Consider the following 19,369-nt stretch of genomic DNA (forward strand, 5'->3'; position numbering starts at 1 on the left):
AAGGTGCGATCGTCGTTACCAGGAACCTGATCTCACCTCTCGGATGGTCTCCCATCCTGCCTCGTTCTGGCTCCGTCGCCTGGGCGGCGGAGCGAAAGACTCCCCCGAAGGGGTCGGCTTCCTTGCCAGAGCATCCTTGCTCTTCACGACACCTCTCCATGCCTGATCGGCCGGTGCCGTCTCATCGCAACCTTGTGTCGCACATCACGCGGAGCAGGCGCTGGGTTCGTCGGAGTCGCACAGGGCAGTGATTTCTCCGCCGATCCCGGAAGGACAACGACACTTGATCGCCACCTTCCCTGCTCGCCAAGACTATTGCGATCACCGTGCCAAAAACAAAGCAACTTATTTATTATCAATAACTTAAAATTATCAAAAATCGCCAACCATAGACATCTTGAGCGTCATGGCCGACTTTCGAGGCCTGACCTTTGAACAAACGTCGCCAAATCCAGACGCAAAACGAGTAAAAATCAAAATATCCTTACTTAACAAAAAATTACGGCGTCTCCATTTGGAGACGCCGCAATGGTTGGCCGAAACGTCGACGAGCACCTTCCCTGGTACGCCCTACAAGGCCTTGCTCATTACCTTCGACTTCCGCGCATGATTGTAGGCATCGCGTCGCAGCGGTGGCAGTTCATCGAGCGCCGAGGGGACAAAGCCGTGCTCAAGAAACCAGTGGGCGGTGTGGGTGGTCAGGGCAAACAGACGATCGATGCCCTGGCGCCGGGCCTGACGCTCGATCTCTGCCAGCAGGCGTTCACCACGGGCCCCGCTACGATAGTCCGGGTGCACCGCCACGCAGGCCAGCTCACCGACGTTGGCGTCGTCGAAACGGTGCAGGGCGGCGCAACCGATGACCATGCCATCACGCTCGATCACCAGGTAGTCGTCGATCTCGTGCTCGAGCCGTTCGCGGGATCTCGGGACCAGCATGCCGCGCTTCTCCAGCGGATCCAGCAGTTCCAGTAGCCCGCCGATATCCTCCACGCCCGCCGCTCGAAGCTGTTCGTAGCGATGCTGGGTGATCATGGTGCCGACGCCGTCACGGGTGAAGAGTTCGCCCAGCAGAGCGTCGGCGTCGCGCCAGGACAACAGGTGGGTGCGTGCGACGCCATGGGACGCCGCCTCGCAGGCGGCTCCCAGGTGGCGTGCGCGCTCCTCACCGATAGAGGCGTCGTCCAGCAGCGGCCGCGCCTCCGCCGGAGACAGCTGTCGCAACAACCGCCCGCTGTCATCGCGCAGACCGTCGGATTCCCCCAGCAGGATCAACTTGTCGGCCTTCAGCGCCACTGCCACTTGCTGGGCGACCTCTGCGGCGTCCAGGTCGAAGACCTCGCCAGTGCTGGAAAACCCGAGCGGCGGCAGCAGCACCAGCGAGTGCTGCTCGAGCAGGGCTCTGACCGCCCCCGAACGGACCCGACGTACCTCGCCGGAACGCTGGAAGTCGACGCCGTCACGCACCCCCAGGGGCTTGGCCATGACCAGATTGCCGGACACCGTGGTCAACTCGATACCGTGCAGCGGCGTGTTGGGCAGCCCCAGTGACAGCCGCGCCTCGAGCCACAGGCGCTGCTCGGCGGCGACCCGCTCGACCCTGGCCATGATGGTTTCGTCGGCGACCCAGCGCCCCTGATGGCGCACCGGCGAGATACCCTCGGCCTCGAGCACGCTGTGTACCTGATGGCGAATGCCGAAGGCCACCACCAGCTTGACCCCTAGGGTGTGCAAGAGCGCCAGGTCCTGGATCAGCGACTCCCCTCGCCCCGCCGCCATCGCCTCCCCTTCGACCAGCACGACGAAGGTGCGGCCACGGTGGGCATTGATATAGGGCGAGGAATGGCGAAACCAGTCGACGAAGGAAAAGGACGTGTTCAAGGACCGGACCTGCTGCGGAGGACAAGGAGAAAGGAGTTCTCACTATATCAGAGCCTGCTATCGACCCACACCCGCCCCGCCCGTTACGCCCGGTTGCCCGAATGCCAGACACGACAACGGCGCCCGAAGGCGCCGTAGCGGGTGTGTGTGTGGTGGGGGGGGAGGAGTGAGCGACATAATCGCCTGGCGATCTCGCCTGTCAGCCCTATCGCCCCTTTCCAACCCGTTAGTTGAAGATCCCCTTGAACATAAAGAAGAACATGATCGCAAGGCCCGCCCCTGCCGGCAGGGTAATCAGCCAGGACATCACGATGGTACCGATGACCCGCAAGTTGAGGGCGGCAAGACCGCGGGCCAGACCCACGCCCAGCACCGCACCCACCAGGGTGTGGGTGGTCGAGATCGGCAGGCCGGTTCCCGAGGCCAGCACCACGGTGGTGGCGGCGGCCAGGGTGGCGGCGAAGCCACGGCTCGGGGTCAGCTCGGTGATGCCGGTGCCGACGGTGGCGATGACCTTGTGACCATAGGTCACCAGGCCGACCACGATGCCACCACCGCCCAGCACCAGCACCCACCAGGGCACCGCCGAGGCGCCTTCGATGCTGCCATGCTCATGCACCACGCTGATGACCGCGGCTAGAGGGCCGACGGCATTGGCCACGTCGTTGGAACCGTGGGCGAAGGCCATGGCACAGGCGGTGAAGATCATCAGCACGCCGAACACTCGCTCGACACCCTCGAAACCGAAGGAGTCGGTCTTGCGCTGGCTACGGCCGATGCTGCGCTCGCGCCAGATACCCAGGCCCATCAGCGCCAGGCCGAAGAGCACCGCGATCAGCAGACTCTCGAACGGAGCAAGGTGCAGGCCCACGTGCTTGAGGCCCTTGGTCAGGGTCACCATGGCGACGATGAAACCCACCAGGAACACGTACATCGGCACATAGCGCTTGGCAGCGGCGAACGGGTCGTCGGCTTCGAACACCAGACGCTGCACCGACTTGAACAGCATGAAACCGATGGAGCCCGCGAGCAGCGGCGAGACGATCCAGCTGGCGGCGATCTGGCCCACCTTGCCCCAGCCCACCGCCTCGATGCCGAGCCCGGCCAGGGCAAAACCGACGATGGCACCGACGATGGAATGGGTGGTGGACACCGGCCAGCCCTTCATCGAAGCGATCAGCAGCCAGGTGCCGGCGGCCAGCAGCGAGGCCAGCATGCCGTAGACCAGGAACTGGGGGTCGTTTTCCAGAAGGGCCGGATTGATGATGCCCTTGCGGATGGTTTCGGTGACCTGGCCACCGGCCAGCCAGGCACCGAGAAATTCAAAGATGACGGCGATGATGATCGCCTGCTTGATGGTGACCGCCCGTGAACCTACGGAGGTACCCATGGCATTGGCCACGTCATTGGCACCGACGCCCCAGGCCATGAAGAAACCGAACGCGCAGGCCAGTAGGATGAAGATGTCACCGTGCTGGGCAATGATCGACATGGGAGAAGATCCCTTGATTGCTGACTGAGGAAAGTCTGAATGACGTCAGACCGCCCGCGGGCGGTCGGATGGAAAGACGGTCTTCAGTTCGCCGTCATGATCTGGAGTCGGCTGCCGACCCGCTCGGCGCGGTCCGACACTTCTCCGATCCATTCGATGATCTGATAGAGGAACATCACGTCTACCGGCGGCAGGTCCTTCTCGAGGGCGAACAGCTGGCGACGAATGGCGATCTGCTGCTCGTCGGCACGCTGCTCCAGATCATGCAGCCCACGGATCAATTTCTGCATCAGCTCGGTGACATTGCGTCCGAAGCCGGATTCGAGCAGGTCCTTGAGTTCCTCGAGGGCCTGACGCGCCTGGGCGACACAGTCGACGGCGGTGGCGATGTACTCGCGCATCGGGGTCGCCAGGGCGTCGGGTACCTGCATCTGGCGGCCGAGCATGATGCCGGTGATGTCGCGGGTCTTGTTGGCGATCTTGTCCTGAACGCTGACCAGGTCCAGCAGGTCCGAACGGGAAACCGGCAGGAACAGGGTGTTGGGCAGGTTCAGCCTCAGCTCGGTCTTCAGCGAGTCCGCCTCGTGTTCGAGCCGGGTAATCACTTCACGATGCGAGGCCGCCGCATCCCAGTCGCCCCTAAGGGTCGCCTCGAAGAAGGGCAGCAGCTCGGCAGAGCAGTCGTGCGCCTTTTCGATATGGGCCAGCAGCGGTTGAAAGGGGGAGCGGCCAAACATCGCCGAAAACGGATTTGATGTCACCATAGGGAGTCACGGACACTGGAGAAATGGCGGCGACAGTATAGTGACCCCAAACTGTCACGTCATGGAAAAAATACCGCCACACTAACGTCACATTGATGTGATTCACCCTCCATTATCCCTGTCAGGACGCTCCGCATGAGCCATGAAGTCGAACTCAAACTCGCCCTGGGGCCGGACGGCCCGGATGCGCTACGACGCCACCCCCGCCTCGCCGGAGAGGCTTCCCGCCGTGAGACGCTGGTCAATACCTACTACGACACCCCAGAGGGAGATCTCAAAGAGGCCCGCGTCGCCCTGCGTCTGCGGCGTATCGGCGACGAGTGGCGCCAGACCCTGAAGACCAGCGGCCAGGGCGGTGGCGGCCTGTCCACCCGGGGAGAATGGGAATGGAAGGTGGCCGGCGACACCCTCGACCTGGAAGGTCTCAAGGGGCTCGAGCCGATCCAGGCATTGGACGAGCCCCTGCTGACCCGCCTGGTTCCCTGCTTTACCACCGACTTTCAGCGGGAGGTGTGGCTTTTGCAAAGCGATGGTGGCGAGGTCGAAATCGCCCTCGACGAGGGCGAGATTCGCGTGGGGGAGCTAAGCGTTACCATTCGCGAGGTCGAGCTCGAGCTCAAGCGGGGAGACGCCAGACAGCTACTGGAGCTGGCCGACGGCTTCGCCGAGAGCGTCCCGCTGCGCCCATCGGACACCAGCAAGGCGGCTCGCGGAACGGCACTGGCGGAGGGCTGGCGGCTGCCGTCCGGCGACAGCCCCTCGGCCCTGCTGCATCGCCTGGTGGTCGCCCTCGACGCCTACGCCGACACCCAGGACAGCGGCTGGATGGTCACCGCCCGGGAGACGCTAAAGCGGCTTGCACAGTGCTCGTCGGCGCCCGGTGTCGGTGAGGAAGTGAAGCACCTGCAAGGCTCCCTCGAGGACGCCGAGCACCGTCCCGACTGGCTCAGTGCCGAGGTCGGCGCCGGCCTGTTGAGACTCGGTCGCCGGCTACCCGACAACGTCGAGATGGAGTAACGTCAATAGCGAGCAACGCCGACGATGGCCCCATTTCCTGTAGGCGATAGCCCGATCCCTGCAGGAGAATGCCCCGAGACCACAAGGACACGCCCGTGATCAACGGCTACAAGCCGGCCGCCGAAGGCCTCAAGACGCGCATCTTTCAGATCATCTTCGAGTCGGATACCCGGCTGGCCAAGGGCTTCGACATCGCCTTGATCACCGCCATCCTGGCCAGCGTGCTGGTGGTGGTGCTGGAGAGCGTCGATAGCCTGCGCATGCAGTATGGCGAGCTGTTCCGGGCCATCGAGTGGACCTTCACCATCCTCTTTACCATCGAGCTAGTCCTCAGGCTCTACTGCCTCGAGCGGCCACTCAATTATCTGAAGAGCTTCTACGGCACCGTCGACCTGATCGCCATCCTGCCGAGCTGGCTGGCGCTGCTGATCCCCGGGGCCCAGTCGCTGATCGTCATCCGCCTGCTGCGCAGCCTGCGCATCTTCCGGATACTGAGACTGATGGAATTCGTCGGCGAGGGACGCCTGTTGATCGACGCGCTGAAGCGCAGCGGCCACCAGATCTTCCTGTTCCTGTTCACGGTGTTCATGCTGGTGACCATCTTCGCCTCGATGATGTATCTGATCGAGCCGAGGGAGGCCGGTTTCACCAGCATTCCGGTAGCCATCTACTGGGCGGTGGTGACCCTGACCACGGTGGGCTACGGCGATATCTCGCCGGTGACGCCGCTTGGCCAGGCCATCAGCGTGGTGGTCATGTTGATCGGCTACTCGATCATCGCGGTCCCCACCGGGGTCTTCTCCGCCGAGGTAATCCGCTCGATTCGTGCCGATCGCTACTCCGACGAAGCCTGCCCAGGCTGCGGCCACGACCGCCACGAGCAGCGTGCCAAGTACTGCCTGATCTGTGGCACCTGGCTCGACGAGGACACCCCCGACCCCAACGCACCGAAGGAAGAACCAGAAGAGGAACCGGAGGACGACGGCGGTGAGGAAAAAAAGGCCAAGCGCGAAGATGACGACGATGATGGCGACGATGGCGTCAGCAATCCCGACCGCAGCGGCCCCTCTGTCTAAGGCCCTGGCCGCAACGGGCCCTCTGTCCAAGGCCCTGGCCGCAGCGGGCCCCTGTCCAGGGCGGGGGTTCAGGAGAGCGAGCCAGGGACGGGACCAGTCGAAACATCGTGGCTGCATGCGCCTGTCGCCTTTCTGACAATGCGCCGCATGCTTTCGCTGGTTTGCGTCGAGCGCTACTCCTGGAAGGGTGAGATATCGCCGCGCCCTTCGCGCACGATGACCGGCGGCATGTCGCGCAGATCGATCACGCTGGTCGGCTCCAGCTGACAGGCGCCACCGTCGATCACCAGGTCCAGGTGCGCACCGAAGCGATCGCGAATCTCTTCGGGGTCGGTCATCGGCAACGCCTCCCCTACCGGAATCAGGGTCACGCTCATCAGCGGCTCGCCCAGGCGTTCAAGCAGGGCACGCGAGATCTCGTGGTCCGGCACCCGAACGCCGATGGAGCGGCGCTTGGGATGCAGCAGCAGCCGGGGCACCTCGGTGGTGGCGTGCAGGATAAAGGTGTAGGCGCCCGGGGTGTGGGCCTTGAGCAGGCGGAAGACGGCGTTGTCCACCTTGGCGTAGGTGCCGATCTCCGACAGGTCCGAGCACACCAGGGTGAAGTTGTGCTTGTCGTCCAGCGACCTGAGCCACTTGATCTTCTCGATGGCCTTCTTGTCCCCCAGGTGGCAGCCAAGGGCGTAGCCCGAGTCGGTCGGATAGGCCACCACTCCGCCCTTGTGGATGATCTCGACCGCGCGGTCGATCAGGCGCTTCTGGGGGTTGTCGGGGTGAATCTGAAAGTACTGGGTCATGTTGCCTCCCTGGCGAACAAACGGGCAAAAGAAGTTGGCGAAGAAAGCACGAGGCGCAGCGCGGGCCTTCCCTCTGAGACTAGACCGAATGGGCGGCGTTCTTGTCTTCCGGGCTCTGGTATTCCGGGCTCTCGCCTTCCGGGCCGGCGCGCGGGGTGTCATCGTCCACGCTCCCATTTGTCGCGCCAGGGCCCGCCACGTCCGTACTCGCCGCGCTGGCGAACCAGGCGGCAAGGCGCGGATGGGCCCACACCGGCGCCACCGCGGTGCGCGGAATCGGACTCATGCTGCCCGGTGCCAGGTGTCCTCCCGGAAAGTGAAAGTCGCTGCCCAGCGATCCGTACAGGTCGCGCTCCATCAACTGTCGCGCCAGGTCCCGGGTGACATCCGGGTTCTGGAAGCCGCTGACCAGCTCCGCCGCCTGGCCCCCCGCCCGACAGAACTCATCGAGCAGCAGGCCGCGCTTGCGCCGGGTCAGCTTGTAGCGAAGGGGATGAGCCAGCACCGCCACGCCGCCGCTGTCGAGGATCCACTCCACCACCTCGGACAGGTAGGGCCAATGCGACTTCACGTCGCCGATCTTGCCGTTGCCAAGATACTTGCTAAAGGCCCCGGACAGATCCGCCACCAGCCCTTCTGCCACCATCACGTGGGCGAAGTCGGGGCGATTGAGCGGCCGGTCGCTGCCGGCCCAGGCACGCGCCTTGGCCAGCCCGTCGCTCAGGCCGATGCGCTCGAGTCGCCGGGCAATGGTCTCGGCACGCTTCTCGCGGGCGATGGCCTGCTCGGCAAGGCCGGCTTCCAGCATGTCCCCCGGCCCCGACGGCAACAGCCCGACCACATGGATATTGAGTCCCCGCCACTGACAGGACAGTTCGCTGGCGGGCAGCACCGACAGCCCAAGCTCGCGGGCGCGACGGTCGGCCTCGGCGACCCCCTCGAGGCTGTCATGGTCGGTCAGGGCGATATGCGAAAGCCCCTTGGCGTGGCACAGCGTCACCAGTTCCGACGGCGCAAGAGCGCCGTCGGAAGCGGTCGAGTGCATATGCAAATCGATGGCGAGGGCCGTGCCCTCGAAGGACTCAGGAAGGGCTGGCATGGGACAGGAAACTGGCTCCTCGACATGACGCCGGGCGGCGACTTTGACAGAATATGGCCTCCATGGTGCGCGTGGCGCCTGCCGCGGTCAATGCTGGTCGCGTCGCGCATGCGCCTCCCCGAGCCGGGTGATCGTCATCCAGGATGCCGTAGAGCGGCATCCGACCGCCCGGCGAGTCTGCCCGGGCCAACGTCAACCGGGCCCTATCGAGGAACTATCGATGCTCTACGCGATCATCAGCGAAGATGTGGACAACAGCCTGGAACGTCGACTGGCCGCCCGGCCCGACCACCTGGCTCGACTCGAGGCCCTGCGCGATGAGGGACGCCTGGTGCTGGCCGGACCGCACCCGGCGGTGGACAGCGAAAATCCCGGAGACGCCGGCTTCAGCGGAAGCCTGGTGGTCGCCGAGTTCGACGACCTGGCCAGCGCCCAGGCCTGGGCCGATGCCGACCCCTACATGATCGCCGGCGTCTACGCGTCGGTCACCGTCAAGCCGTTCAAGAAGGTCCTGCCCTGAGGCGAGCCGAGTGCCTGCCCCGCGCACCTGGCGGGATCGCGGGCACCCAGCTTCTGGCACCTGTTCGTGGACAAGCGATGTCCTGGCTGCCGTTCACGAACAGCCTGTTTGCACAGGTCTTGTTCACAGCCTGCTTGTTCACAGAGTCTGTGGAAAAGTCTGTTGAAACGCCGCGGACGCATTGCTGTAACCCTGTTGCCACGCCCTCGACAACAGAGTGATCAATTCTTGACCAGCCCCGCCAGCCGGAAATCTTCGACGTGACATCATCTCCAGATGGCCTCCCCGCCCTGACCGCCGCCACTACCGCCGAACTGGACTGGCGCGAGGACGACAGCGGAATCAGCCCTCACTCCCGTGCCTTCGACGATGTGTACTTCTCGCGCCACGACGGTCGCGCCGAGACCGAGCACGTGTTTATCGCCGCCAACCGGCTGCCCCAGCGCTTTGCCGCCTGGCACGAGCAGCGCCCCTTCGTGATCGGTGAAACGGGCTTCGGCACCGGGCTCAACGTGCTGTGCGCCTGGCACAGCTTCGAGGCGCTGGCGCCCCCCGGGGCGCGGCTGCACATCGTCTCCACCGAGCGCTATCCCATGAGCGCCGAGGATCTGATTCGGGCCCTGGCAGGCCAGCCGGATCTGGCCGACAAGGCGGCGGCGTTGATTCGTCAATGGCCGGTGGCGGTCACCGGGGTGCATCGACTGGTGCTGTCGCCCCGGGTCATTCTCGATCTGCACCTGGGTGACAGCAGCGAACGCCTTGCGCTGCTCGACGGCCTGGTGGACGCCTGGTTCCTCGACGGCTTCGCCCCCTCGAAGAATCCCGAAATGTGGCAGCCTGCACTGTTCGCCGCGATGGCGGCGCACTCCCGTCCTGGCGCCACCTTCGCCACCTTCACCTGCGCAGGCATCGTCAAGCGCGGGCTCAAGGCCGCCGGCTTCACCTGGCGCAAGGTACCGGGCCATGGACGCAAGCGCGAGATGCTCGCCGGCGAGATCGACTCGCCTCCCGACGATACCGGCAGACGTCACACCCCCTGGTTTCGCCCTCCTGAGGCGCGGCCCTGTCGGCGCGTGGCCATTGTCGGCGCGGGCATCGCCGGCTGCAGCGCCGCCGAGGCGCTGGCCCGACGTGGTGTCGAGGTCACCCTGATCGACGCTTCGCGACCCGGCAGCGGGGGCTCCGGCAATGTCCAGGGCGCGCTATACGTGAAGCTCGCCGCCGACACCAACCACCAGAGCCGGGTCTATCTGGGCGGACTGCTCTACAGCCAGCGCTGGCTCGCCCGGCTCGACCCCGAGCAGCTCCTGTGGTCAGCCTGTGGCGTGCTGCAACTCGGTGCCAACGAGCGCGAGGCCCGTCGCCAGCGACGCTTTCTCGATCACCACGGCCTTCCCCACACGGTGGTGCGTGGCATCGACGCCGACGAGGCCTCCAGCCTCGCCGGGCTCTCGCTGCCCCACGGCGGCCTTTACTATCCGCTGGCAGGCTGGGCCAGGCCGCGCGAGCTGTGCGAGCAGCTCGCCCGCACGCCAGGGGTGACCTTCGTCCAGGCCAGCATCGACAGCATCGAGCCTCTGGAGGACGGCGGCTGGCGTCTTGTCGGCAGCCACGCCCTGAAGGGCGATCACACCAGCGTCGCCATCGAGGTGGATCAGGTCATCGTCGCCGCCGCCTATCGCTCGGCTGACTTCAGCCAGGTCACTGGCCTGCCGCTGCAGGCGGTACGCGGCCAGGTCAGCCGCGCGCCCCTGGCGCTCGAGGCCCCGGCGCCGAAGCGAGTGGTCTGCGCCGGTGGCTACGTGGCACCGCCGCTGGATGGCGTGCTGACCTTCGGCGCGACCTTTGCCCCGGGGCGTAGCGACAACGACACCCTCGACGAAGACCACCAGGCCAACCTGGAGGAACTCGACAGAACCCTGCCGGGCTACCTCGACCAGCTGCGCCAGGCCGGCCATCCTCTGGCGATAGAGAACCTCGATGGCCGTGGCGGTGTGCGCTGCGCAAGCCCCGACAAGACGCCCTACGCTGGCCCGCTGCCCGATCAGCCGGCATGGCTTCGCGACTACGCGGTGCTGGCCAAGGACGCCACCCGGGTGCCGGACGTCGCTAGCAGCCACCATCCCGGCCTGTGGATCAGCGCCGCCCACGGCTCACGGGGGCTGGCCAGCGCGCCGCTGTGCGCCGAACTGCTGGCCTCGCGGATCTGCGATGAACCGCTGCCGCTGGAAGCCCCCCTGGCCGACCACCTGCACCCGGGGCGGCGGCTGATCCGCGATATCGTCCAGGGCAAGCGCCAGGGCTAGCGACAGGGCTAGCGACAGGGCTAGCAAAAGGGCGGGCTCCAGGGCCTGGCTATAGAGCTAGCTCCGGGGCTTGCACCAGGGCTAGCACCAGAGCTTGCTCCAGGGCTGGACGCGAGCAGCAACGCCCAGACGCCGACGGCCCGCCTTGAAGGCGGGCCGTCGTCTTTTTCACCCGCCGCAGCAAGCGTCAGGCGGCCGGGGGCATCGGCAGATCAGATGTCTCCTTCTTCCTCGTCATCTGCGATGTCTCTGCCAAAAGATCGCCACTGGGCCAGGGTCAGCACCTCGGTGCTCTCGGTCTCCAGATCGTGGGCGATGATCAGCTCCGAGCGCTCGAGCTGGCCCTTGAGCTCCTTGACCCAACCATTCATGCCCTCTCCGGTGTCGGTGGTGTCGTAGCCCTGACGGGTGACGAAACTCTCGAGCAGGGCGTCCAGTGTCTCCCCGGGCAACATGCGATAGGGTACTTCGACGAAACGGCTCATGCTTGCTCCTCCGAACTCTCGGATTCCCACTCGTTAAGGCGCGCGAGGAAGGTCGCCTCGTCGATCACCTCGACCCCCGCCTGCTCGGCCTTGGCCAGTTTGCTGCCGGCACCGGGGCCGGCCACCAGGCAATGGGTCTTCTTCGACACGCTGCCGGCCACCTTGGCGCCCAGCGCCTGCAGGCGCGCCTTGCCCTCGTCCCTTGTCATGGTCTCCAGAGTACCGGTGAGCACCCAGGCCTGGCCTTCCAATGGCGTGGGGCGCTCGCCGACGTCGACCTCGTCCCAGTGCACCCCCGCGGCGATCAACGCCTCCAGCGTTTCGAGGTTGTGCGCCTGGTGGAAGAAGGTGGCGATATGGGCGGCCACCACCGGCCCCACGTCGTCCACCGCCTCCAGCGTCTCACGGTCGGCCTGCTTGAGGGCATCGAGGTTGCCGAAGTGGCTCGCCAGGTTGGCCGCGGTGGCCTCGCCGACCTCGCGGATACCCAGGGCGTAGATAAAGCGTGCCAGGGTGGTGGCCTTGGCCCTTTCCAGCGCCTCGACCAGATTGCTGGCCGACTTCTCGGCCATGCGCGGCAATTCTGCCAGCCGCTCGGCGGACAGGCTGAACAGGTCCGCCGGGGTCTTGACCCAGTCACGCTCGACCAGGGCATCGATCAGCTTGACGCCGAGGCCGTCGATGTCCATCGCCCGGCGCGAGGCGAAGTGCTTGAGCGCCTCCTTGCGCTGGGCGGCGCATACCAGCCCGCCGGAGCAGCGTGCCACCACCTCGCCCTCGATCCGCTCTATCTCGGACTCGCACACCGGGCAGCGCTCGGGGAAGACGATATCCTGACCTTCGCCTGCCGCCTCGACCACCCTGACCACCTGGGGGATCACGTCGCCGGCGCGGCGAATGGCGACCCGGTCGCCGATGCGCACGCCAAGCCTCGCGATCTCGTCGGCGTTGTGCAGGGTGGCGTTGGACACCGTCACCCCGGCCACGCTGACCGGGTCGAGCCGTGCCACCGGGGTGATCGCCCCGGTGCGCCCCACCTGAAATTCCACGTCGGTGAGGGTCGTGGTCTGCTCCTGGGCCGGGAACTTGAAGGCGATGGCCCAGCGCGGCGCCCGCGAAACGAAGCCCAGCTCGCGCTGCAGGCGTAGCTCGTCGACCTTGATCACCACCCCGTCGATATCGACGTCCAGGCGCTCACGACGCTCCCCCAGGCGGCGGCAGTAGTCGATAACACCGTCCGCCCCCTTGACCACTTCGAGCTCGCGACTGACCGGCAGGCCGACCTCGGCCACCCGCTGCATCAGTTCGCTATGGGTGCTCGCGCCTCCATCGGGCTCGAGGCGCGCTACCTGGTAGCCACGGAATTCGAGTGGCCGCGTGGCGGTCACCCTGGGGTCGAGCTGGCGCAGGCTGCCGGCGGCGGCATTACGAGGATTGGCGAAGACCTTGCTGCCCTGCTCACGGGCACGCTCGTTCATCGCCTCGAACTCCTGGTGACGCATGATGACCTCGCCGCGCACCTCCATCAGCGTCGGCGGCGTCTCGCCCCGAAGGCGCAGCGGAATGGACTTCAGCGTCTTCAGATTGGACAGGATGCCCTCGCCGGTACGGCCGTCGCCACGTGTGGCACCGCTGACCAGCACACCGTCTTGGTAGACCAGCGAGACCGCAGCGCCGTCGAACTTGGGCTCACAGGAGAACGACAGTGCGTCGGCGTCCAGCTCCATACGCTCGGCCACCCGCTTGACGAAAGCTCGTATCTCATCGTCATCGAAGGCGTTGTCCAGCGACAGCATGGGCAGCGCGTGGGTCACCTCGGGGAAGCCGTCGGCGGGCTTGGCACCGACCCGCTGGGTCGGCGAGTCGGGGCTCGCAAGCTCGGGATGGGCCTGTTCGAGCTCCGTCAGCCGACGCAGCAGCCGGTCGTACTCGGCGTCGGGCAGGCGCGGGTCGTCGAGCACGTGATAGCGGTAGTTGGCGTCATCGAGTTCGGTGCGAAGCCGCGCGACCTCGTCACGGGTCGAAGCATCGGTGGTCATGTAAACCCTTGTCCTGGCGAAGTGCGAAGTGCTGATGATCGGCCATTCTACCCCATGCCCGCCGGGAGAAAACCGCCAGGCATCACCGCCCCCGACAGGCAACCCCGGTCCGCCCCATCAAGACACAGAAGGAAAACGCAGACGGCCCCGTGTCTCCACGGGGCCGTCGCGTGCCAGGCAGCGCCTGCGCGGTCAGTTCACCTGATAACGATGCAGGCGGTGGCGGCGCTCGAACTCCTGCACCCGCTGGCGGGCAAACTCCACGGTCTGGGCGGTCATCACGCTGTGATTCTCGTCCTTCAGCTCACCCCCCATATGGCGCACGATCACCATCGCGGTCTCGACCATGGCCTCGAAGGCCGCCGAGCTGTCCTTGGCGCTGGGCAGCGGCATCAGCAGGGTGATACCAGGTGTGGTGAAGTCGTCCATGGCCTCGATCGGGAAGGTCCCGGGCTTGAGCACGTTGACCATGGAGAACTGCAGGGCGCTGCCCTCATCCTCGGTCTCGAAGCGATGGAAGATGCCCATGTCTCGGCTGTAGCGCAAACCGCAGGCCATCATCAGCTCCAGCAGGGTCGTGCCAGGGAAGCCGTCCTCGTCACGGGACATCACGCTGATGACGATGATTTCCTCGGCATTGCTCAGGCTGTCACGGGCATGCTCGGCGTTGACGTCGTGGCGCAGGGCCTTCTCGAGCACCGGATGGGTGCGCACCCTGGAGTCTTCGACATCGATGTCCTTAGTTTCATCAAATGCGGCTTCGTCATACGCGGCTTCGTCGTACGTGGCATCGTCGAACGAGGCTTCGTCTTCCATCGACGAGGCGCCACGCTGATCGGCAGCGGCCTGCCTGGCAAGCAAGGCTTCCTGACGGCGGCGCTCGGCCTCCTCCTGACGCAGCCCTTCTTCCTGCTGCCGCTGACGCTGCTGTTCGGCCTGATGCTGTGCCTGTTCGGCCTGCCGGCGAGCTTCTTCTTCGGCCTTGAGCTTGGCTTGTTCGGCCTTCTGCTCGGCCTTGAGCCGTGCCTTCTCGGCTCTTTCCTTCTCACGCTTCTCGCGTTCGATACGCTTCTGTTCCCGGCGCTCTCCCAGCGACTTCTGCAGCGAAGCGCCAAAACGATGCACGGAGGACCCCATGCGACGAGAGCGATCCTTCAACGAATCTCCCATCCCCTCGAAGTCCACCAGACGATACTGATCTTCGTCGAATTCTTCGTGGTCCTGTGGATCCGCCGCCAGAGACGGCATGGCAGCGTCGCCGGGCTCGCTGGCGACGTCATCGTCACGACGCGCGCTCAAGCTGGGCTCGCGGCGCCCATCACCCGCGTCGGCGACATCGTCACGCACCGCGTGTTCGTCCTGGGCAGTCTTGCCGGTGGAGGCGTCAGCGTCCACCGGAGCGTCCATCGTCGTCTCGCTGGTGGCCCGTGGCTCCTCGCGGCTGTCGGCCGCCATGGGCTCGTCTGACAGGGAGGACTGCTCGGCCACTTCTTCAGCGTTCGGGGCCTGCGCGGGCGCTTGATCGACCCGCACCGACGGCTCTGCCTGTGCTGGAGTCGGTTCTGCCTCGGCGGGCGCTTGTTCTGCACCCTCTTCTACACCCTCTGCCTGGGCGGGCTGCTCGGCCCGGGCTACAGGTGCCGGCTGACTGGCTCGCGGGGCAACGGTGTCCGCCGGCCGGTCATTGGTCGACGATCCATCGGCGCGCTGGCTGTCACCAGCCTCCTGAGCGCGACTGGCCTGACTGGAGCGGAATTCGGACAACACCCGGGATGGCCCGGGGTGCTCCTGGCGCTGCAGCTTGGGCTTGGGCTGAACATTGGAGAAGTCCGCAGGCCTGACGACCCTGGCCCCTCCATTGGGCAGCTCCCAGTTGATTTCTTCCTGGCGCGCACGCTCCTCGGGGTCGTCCTCTACCGAGGCCACCTCCCGACGCTCTGGCGCGCTGGGTCCGGGGCTCGCCGCCATGGCGGGTTCCTGATCATGGCGACTGCCATGACCACTGCCATAGCCGCTTTCGTAGCTACCGTAGCCACTATCGAGGACGTCTCCCTGCACCTCATCAAGGCGGGGAGTGCGACGTTGGCGCTGGAGGCGACGCGCCCCATCGATAACGATGAGGGTCACCAGTGCCAGCCCCAGAATGATCAGCCACTCTCTTAGTTCCATGGGTCGTCATGCCTTTGCTAAGGCGCCATGCCTGATGGTTGTCCGTCAACAGCATAGCGTGATTGCGAAAAAAAGGGCCACTTTTTTTATTTGTCAAGCGCCGGATTTTCTCCGGTCTTCTCGACAGTGCCCTTCGCATTCGCCCTTCCAACTCCCTTTGCTTACCTTGCCATGCAGTATCATGGTCTTACTTGGTAACCCTATTATAACCACCTTTCAAGTGCATCATGCTTCTGCCAGCGCGGCCGCCTCGTCCACGCCCACCGAGACCAGTCGCGAGACGCCAGGTTCCTGCATCGTCACACCCATCAGTCGTTCACCGGCCTCCATGGCGATCTTGTTATGGGTGATATAGATGAACTGAACGCTCTCGGACATTTCCTTCACCAGCTTGGCATAGCGCCCGACATTGGCATCGTCCAGGGGCGCATCCACCTCGTCGAGCATACAGAACGGCGCCGGGTTCAACTGAAAGATGGCGAATACCATGGACAACGCCGTCAGTGCTTTTTCTCCCCCGGACAGCAAATGAATCGTGCTGTTCTTCTTGCCCGGAGGTCGCGCCATGATGGCCACCCCGGTTTCCAGCAAATCATCGCCTGTCAGGGTCAACCATGCGGTTCCACCACCGAAGACTCGCGGGAAAAGCGACTGCAGGCCGGCGTTGACCCGCTCAAAGGTATCGCGGAATCGCATCCGCGTCTCCTGATCAATACGTCGGATCGCCTTGTCCAGGGTTTCGAGGGCCTCGTTCAGCTCGGCCTGCTGCGCTTCGAGATAGTCACGCCGCTCGGCCTGCTGCTCGTACTCCTCGATGGCGGCCAGGTTGATCGCCCCCAGCCGGCGAATCTTCTCGCCCAGCTCCTCCAGCCGGGTCTGCCAGGCGGACTCGGTGGCATTGGGGTCCAGCCCTTGTGTCAGAGCCTCGGCATCGTGGCCAAGTTCCCTGAGCTGCTCATCCTGGGTCTCGGCCTTCAGCGCCAATGCCTGAACCTGCATACGCGCCTCCTGCAGACGCTCGCGCACGCCATCGAGATTTCGCTCGTGGCTCTGCCGCGCCTGCTCGTCGTCGCGTAGACGCTCGACCAGCGCCGCCGCCCGTGCCCGCGACTCATTGAGCTGGCGCTCCTCCTGCTCGCGCCGGTGCAACAGCTCATCGAGGCGCTCGCGACGTTCCTCATCCGGCTCATGCAGTCCCTCACGCGCTTCCTCGAGTTCGGCCACCCGCTCCTCCAGGCGTGAGCGGGTATCCCCCGCGCGCCCCTGCTGCTCGGCAAGGCCAGCACGCTCGGTGGTCAACCGCTGGTGCTCCAGGGTGAGCTGCTGGGAGCGCTCGCTCAGCGGACGCTGGCGGGTACGCAGCGAGGCCAGCCGCTCGCGCGCCTGGGTGCGCTCGCGCTCGAGACGCTCGCGTACCTCGGCGCCCTCTTCCAGCCGAGCCATGGCGCTCTGCCACTGCTCGCGCATTTCCTCGATGGCCAGCCGCGCTTCCTCGTCGGCTTCGGCCAGGCCCTCGAGCTCCTCGTGGATCTCCGCGCCGCGACTGGACAGATGCTCAAGCCGGCTGGCCAGACCATTGTCCTGGACCGCCAGTTGCTGACGCGCCTGATCCAGCTCACGCTCCGACAACCGCAGTTGCTCGAGCCCCTGCTCGGCCTGATCGACCAACGCCTGGGCACCTTCACGGGCCTGCTCGACGGACGCCAGCCGCTGTTCCTGCTCTGCCAGGGCGGCACTTGCCTCGTCCAGCCGGGCACGGCTCACCAGCAACGCATCCGGCCCATCTCCCTCGCCCCGCTGGCGCGCCCAACCAGGGCCTAGCCACAGGCCGTCGGCGGTCACCAGGCTGGCCCCTGCCTCGAGCCGATCCTGTGCCTGCCAGGCCTCGTCACGGGAGGCCGCACAGCGAATGCAGGCGAGCCACTGCGCGGCCGCACCGGCGCCCTTGACCCTCGCCGCCAGGCTGTCGCCGGCAGCGTCGAGGCTGGCCTCTGAATCGAGCAGTGCCAGTTCGGCGGCAAGCGGCGAGGCCATCACCTCACGACAGTGACTCGACGACGCCATGCGGGCCCTGAGCCAGGGACCCAGCACCCAGGACACCGTCTCCTCCCAGCCGGGCTCGACATTCAGGCATTCGCCCAGGCGTGGCGCCTCGGCAAGACCATGCTCGGCCAGGTGCCGGTCCAGGCTTTCGTCGTGGTCGGCCAGGGCCGCCTCGATCAGCGCCTCCAGCGAGGCGATCTCGCCACCCAGGGCGCTGTGACGGGCAAGCGCCTGCTCGCGCGCGCGGTCATGTTCGACAACCTCGCGACGGTTGGCGTCGCGCTGCTCGATCAGCCGTTCACGACGCTCCTCGAGCTCCTCGGCGCGGGCCTCGTGCTCGGCCAGCTGACTCTTCACTTCTTCGCGCTGAGCGCTGAGGCCGGCCAGGTCCGGCAATTCATCGAGCTGCTGACGGCGCTTGGCACGGTCGGCGGCGATGCGCTCGAGCCGAGCTTCCAGCTCACGCAGTCGGTCCTGGGTGCGTTCAGCCTCGTGGCTGTCGCTGCGCCAGCGTTCGTTGAAGGCCTCCCATTCGGCGTCGGCCTCCTCCACCGCGGGCTCGGCCTCCTCCAGCGCCGCTTCCAGCTCGGCCAGTTGCTCTGCCAGTTCTTCCTGCTCGGGGCCCAGGGTCTCCAGGCGATCCTCGAGGGCCAGCAGGCGCTGACTGTCGTCCTCGCCGAGACGATCGAGCTCCTCGAGCTCGCGGCGGGCACTCTCGAGATCCCGCGCCAGTTGCTGATCGCGGGAGCGGGTGTGTTCGAGCTCCTGCTCGAGGCGGGCGATGGCGGTGGTGGTCTCGTAAAAGCGTGCCTGGCGCTGGTCGAGCTCCGAGGCCAGGCCATCGTGCTCGGCGCGGGCCTCTTCCAGCCGAGTCTCGCACTGGCGCATGCCGAGCACCTCGCGCTCCACCGCGGTCTCGAGCTCGCGCACCCGGGTGTCCTGCTCGGTCTGGGCGGCACGCAGGGCGCGTCCGCGCAGCAGTGCGAGTTCGCCCTTGACCCGGTGCTCTTCTTCTTTCAACGACTGGTAGCGTCTGGCCGCCTCGGCCTGACGCTTGAGCCGCTCGAGCTGCTTGTCCAGCTCCTCACGGATATCGTCGAGCCGGTCCAGGTTCTCCTGGGTGCGACGCATGCGATTTTCGGTCTCGCGACGGCGCTCCTTGTACTTGGAGATACCGGCGGCCTCTTCCAGGGTGGCGCGCAGCTCTTCGGGACGCGCCTCGATCAGCCGCGAGATCATGCCCTGGCCGATGATGGCGTAGGAGCGCGGCCCCAGGCCGGTGCCCAGGAACAGGTCGGCGATGTCGCGTCGGCGACACTTCTGGCCATTGAAGAAGTAGCTGGACTGGGCGTCCCGGGTGACCTGACGCTTGACCGAGATCTCGGCGTACTGGGCGTAGACCCCGCCCATGGTGCCGTCGCGGTTGTCGAAGGTCAGCTCGATGGAGGCCATGCCCACCGGCTTGCGCCCGGTGGAGCCGTTGAAGATGACGTCGGTCATCGACTCGCCACGCAGGGTCTTGGCCGAGGATTCGCCCATGACCCAGCGTACGGCGTCGATGATGTTCGACTTGCCGCAGCCATTGGGACCGACGATGGCGGTCATGTTGCCGTCAAAGGGCACCGTGACCGGATCGACGAAGGACTTGAACCCGGCCAGCCGGATCGACGTCAGACGCATG

13 protein-coding genes are annotated in these 19,369 nt (G+C 65.8%); 4 read left to right on the forward strand and 9 right to left on the reverse strand.

Annotated features, from left to right (window positions below; translation table 11 throughout):
* Window positions 1-570: 570 nt before the first annotated feature.
* The 3 genes from argA to EBB56_RS06355 form a co-directional block, all read right to left on the reverse strand.
* Window positions 571-1,881 carry an amino-acid N-acetyltransferase gene (argA, locus tag EBB56_RS06345; RefSeq protein WP_045991098.1) on the reverse strand — a complete coding sequence of 437 codons (1,311 nt, stop codon included), beginning with the start codon at window positions 1,879-1,881 and terminating at the stop codon, window positions 571-573.
* Window positions 1,882-2,107: 226 nt separating this feature from the next.
* The gene (locus EBB56_RS06350; RefSeq protein ID WP_045991099.1) at window positions 2,108-3,373 is read right to left on the reverse strand and encodes an inorganic phosphate transporter; all 1,266 of its coding nucleotides are present in this window, start codon (window positions 3,371-3,373) and stop codon (window positions 2,108-2,110) included.
* Window positions 3,374-3,456: 83 nt separating this feature from the next.
* The gene (locus EBB56_RS06355; RefSeq protein WP_045991100.1) at window positions 3,457-4,137 is read right to left on the reverse strand and encodes a TIGR00153 family protein; all 681 of its coding nucleotides are present in this window, start codon (window positions 4,135-4,137) and stop codon (window positions 3,457-3,459) included.
* 135 nt (window positions 4,138-4,272) lie between these two features.
* Between EBB56_RS06355 and EBB56_RS06360 the strand changes: the two genes are divergently transcribed.
* Together EBB56_RS06360 and EBB56_RS06365 are read left to right on the forward strand one after the other, a co-directional pair.
* A complete protein-coding gene (locus EBB56_RS06360) occupies window positions 4,273-5,154 on the forward strand; it encodes a CYTH domain-containing protein (RefSeq protein ID WP_124803406.1) in 882 nt (293 codons plus the stop codon).
* Between the two features lie 98 nt (window positions 5,155-5,252).
* Entirely contained in the window at window positions 5,253-6,230 is a 978-nt protein-coding gene (locus tag EBB56_RS06365; protein ID WP_240184309.1) for an ion transporter, read from the forward strand.
* A gap of 173 nt (window positions 6,231-6,403) precedes the next feature.
* Here the strand turns inward: EBB56_RS06365 and EBB56_RS06370 are convergent, their stop codons facing one another.
* Together EBB56_RS06370 and EBB56_RS06375 are read right to left on the reverse strand one after the other, a co-directional pair.
* Window positions 6,404-7,027, reverse strand: a complete 624-nt coding sequence (locus EBB56_RS06370; RefSeq protein ID WP_045991103.1) for an L-threonylcarbamoyladenylate synthase — start codon at window positions 7,025-7,027, stop codon at window positions 6,404-6,406.
* Between the two features lie 79 nt (window positions 7,028-7,106).
* Window positions 7,107-8,072: a PHP domain-containing protein gene (locus EBB56_RS06375; RefSeq protein WP_311767529.1), complete on the reverse strand. Its 966-nt coding sequence runs from the start codon at window positions 8,070-8,072 to the stop codon at window positions 7,107-7,109.
* A 274-nt stretch (window positions 8,073-8,346) separates the two neighbouring features.
* Between EBB56_RS06375 and EBB56_RS06380 the strand changes: the two genes are divergently transcribed.
* Window positions 8,347-8,646: a YciI family protein gene (locus EBB56_RS06380; RefSeq protein WP_045991104.1), complete on the forward strand. Its 300-nt coding sequence runs from the start codon at window positions 8,347-8,349 to the stop codon at window positions 8,644-8,646.
* 260 nt (window positions 8,647-8,906) lie between these two features.
* The gene (mnmC, locus tag EBB56_RS06385; protein WP_124803410.1) at window positions 8,907-10,952 is read left to right on the forward strand and encodes a bifunctional tRNA (5-methylaminomethyl-2-thiouridine)(34)-methyltransferase MnmD/FAD-dependent 5-carboxymethylaminomethyl-2-thiouridine(34) oxidoreductase MnmC; all 2,046 of its coding nucleotides are present in this window, start codon (window positions 8,907-8,909) and stop codon (window positions 10,950-10,952) included.
* 212 nt (window positions 10,953-11,164) lie between these two features.
* Here the strand turns inward: mnmC and EBB56_RS06390 are convergent, their stop codons facing one another.
* From EBB56_RS06390 to smc, 4 genes are all read right to left on the reverse strand, one after another.
* Window positions 11,165-11,437, reverse strand: a complete 273-nt coding sequence (locus EBB56_RS06390) for a YheU family protein (protein WP_108449937.1) — start codon at window positions 11,435-11,437, stop codon at window positions 11,165-11,167.
* Window positions 11,434-13,476, reverse strand: a complete 2,043-nt coding sequence (gene ligA, locus EBB56_RS06395; protein WP_124803412.1) for an NAD-dependent DNA ligase LigA — start codon at window positions 13,474-13,476, stop codon at window positions 11,434-11,436. Before ligA ends, EBB56_RS06390 begins: the two co-directional genes overlap by 4 nt.
* A 192-nt stretch (window positions 13,477-13,668) precedes the next feature.
* Window positions 13,669-15,645, reverse strand: a complete 1,977-nt coding sequence (gene zipA, locus EBB56_RS06400) for a cell division protein ZipA (RefSeq protein ID WP_124803414.1) — start codon at window positions 15,643-15,645, stop codon at window positions 13,669-13,671.
* Between the two features lie 225 nt (window positions 15,646-15,870).
* Window positions 15,871-19,368: a chromosome segregation protein SMC gene (gene smc, locus EBB56_RS06405; protein WP_124803416.1), complete on the reverse strand. Its 3,498-nt coding sequence runs from the start codon at window positions 19,366-19,368 to the stop codon at window positions 15,871-15,873.
* Window position 19,369: the final 1 nt, after the last annotated feature.

Origin of the sequence: Halomonas sp. YLB-10 (assembly GCF_003856855.1) — a bacterium.
Taxonomy (GTDB): domain Bacteria; phylum Pseudomonadota; class Gammaproteobacteria; order Pseudomonadales; family Halomonadaceae; genus Halomonas; species Halomonas litopenaei.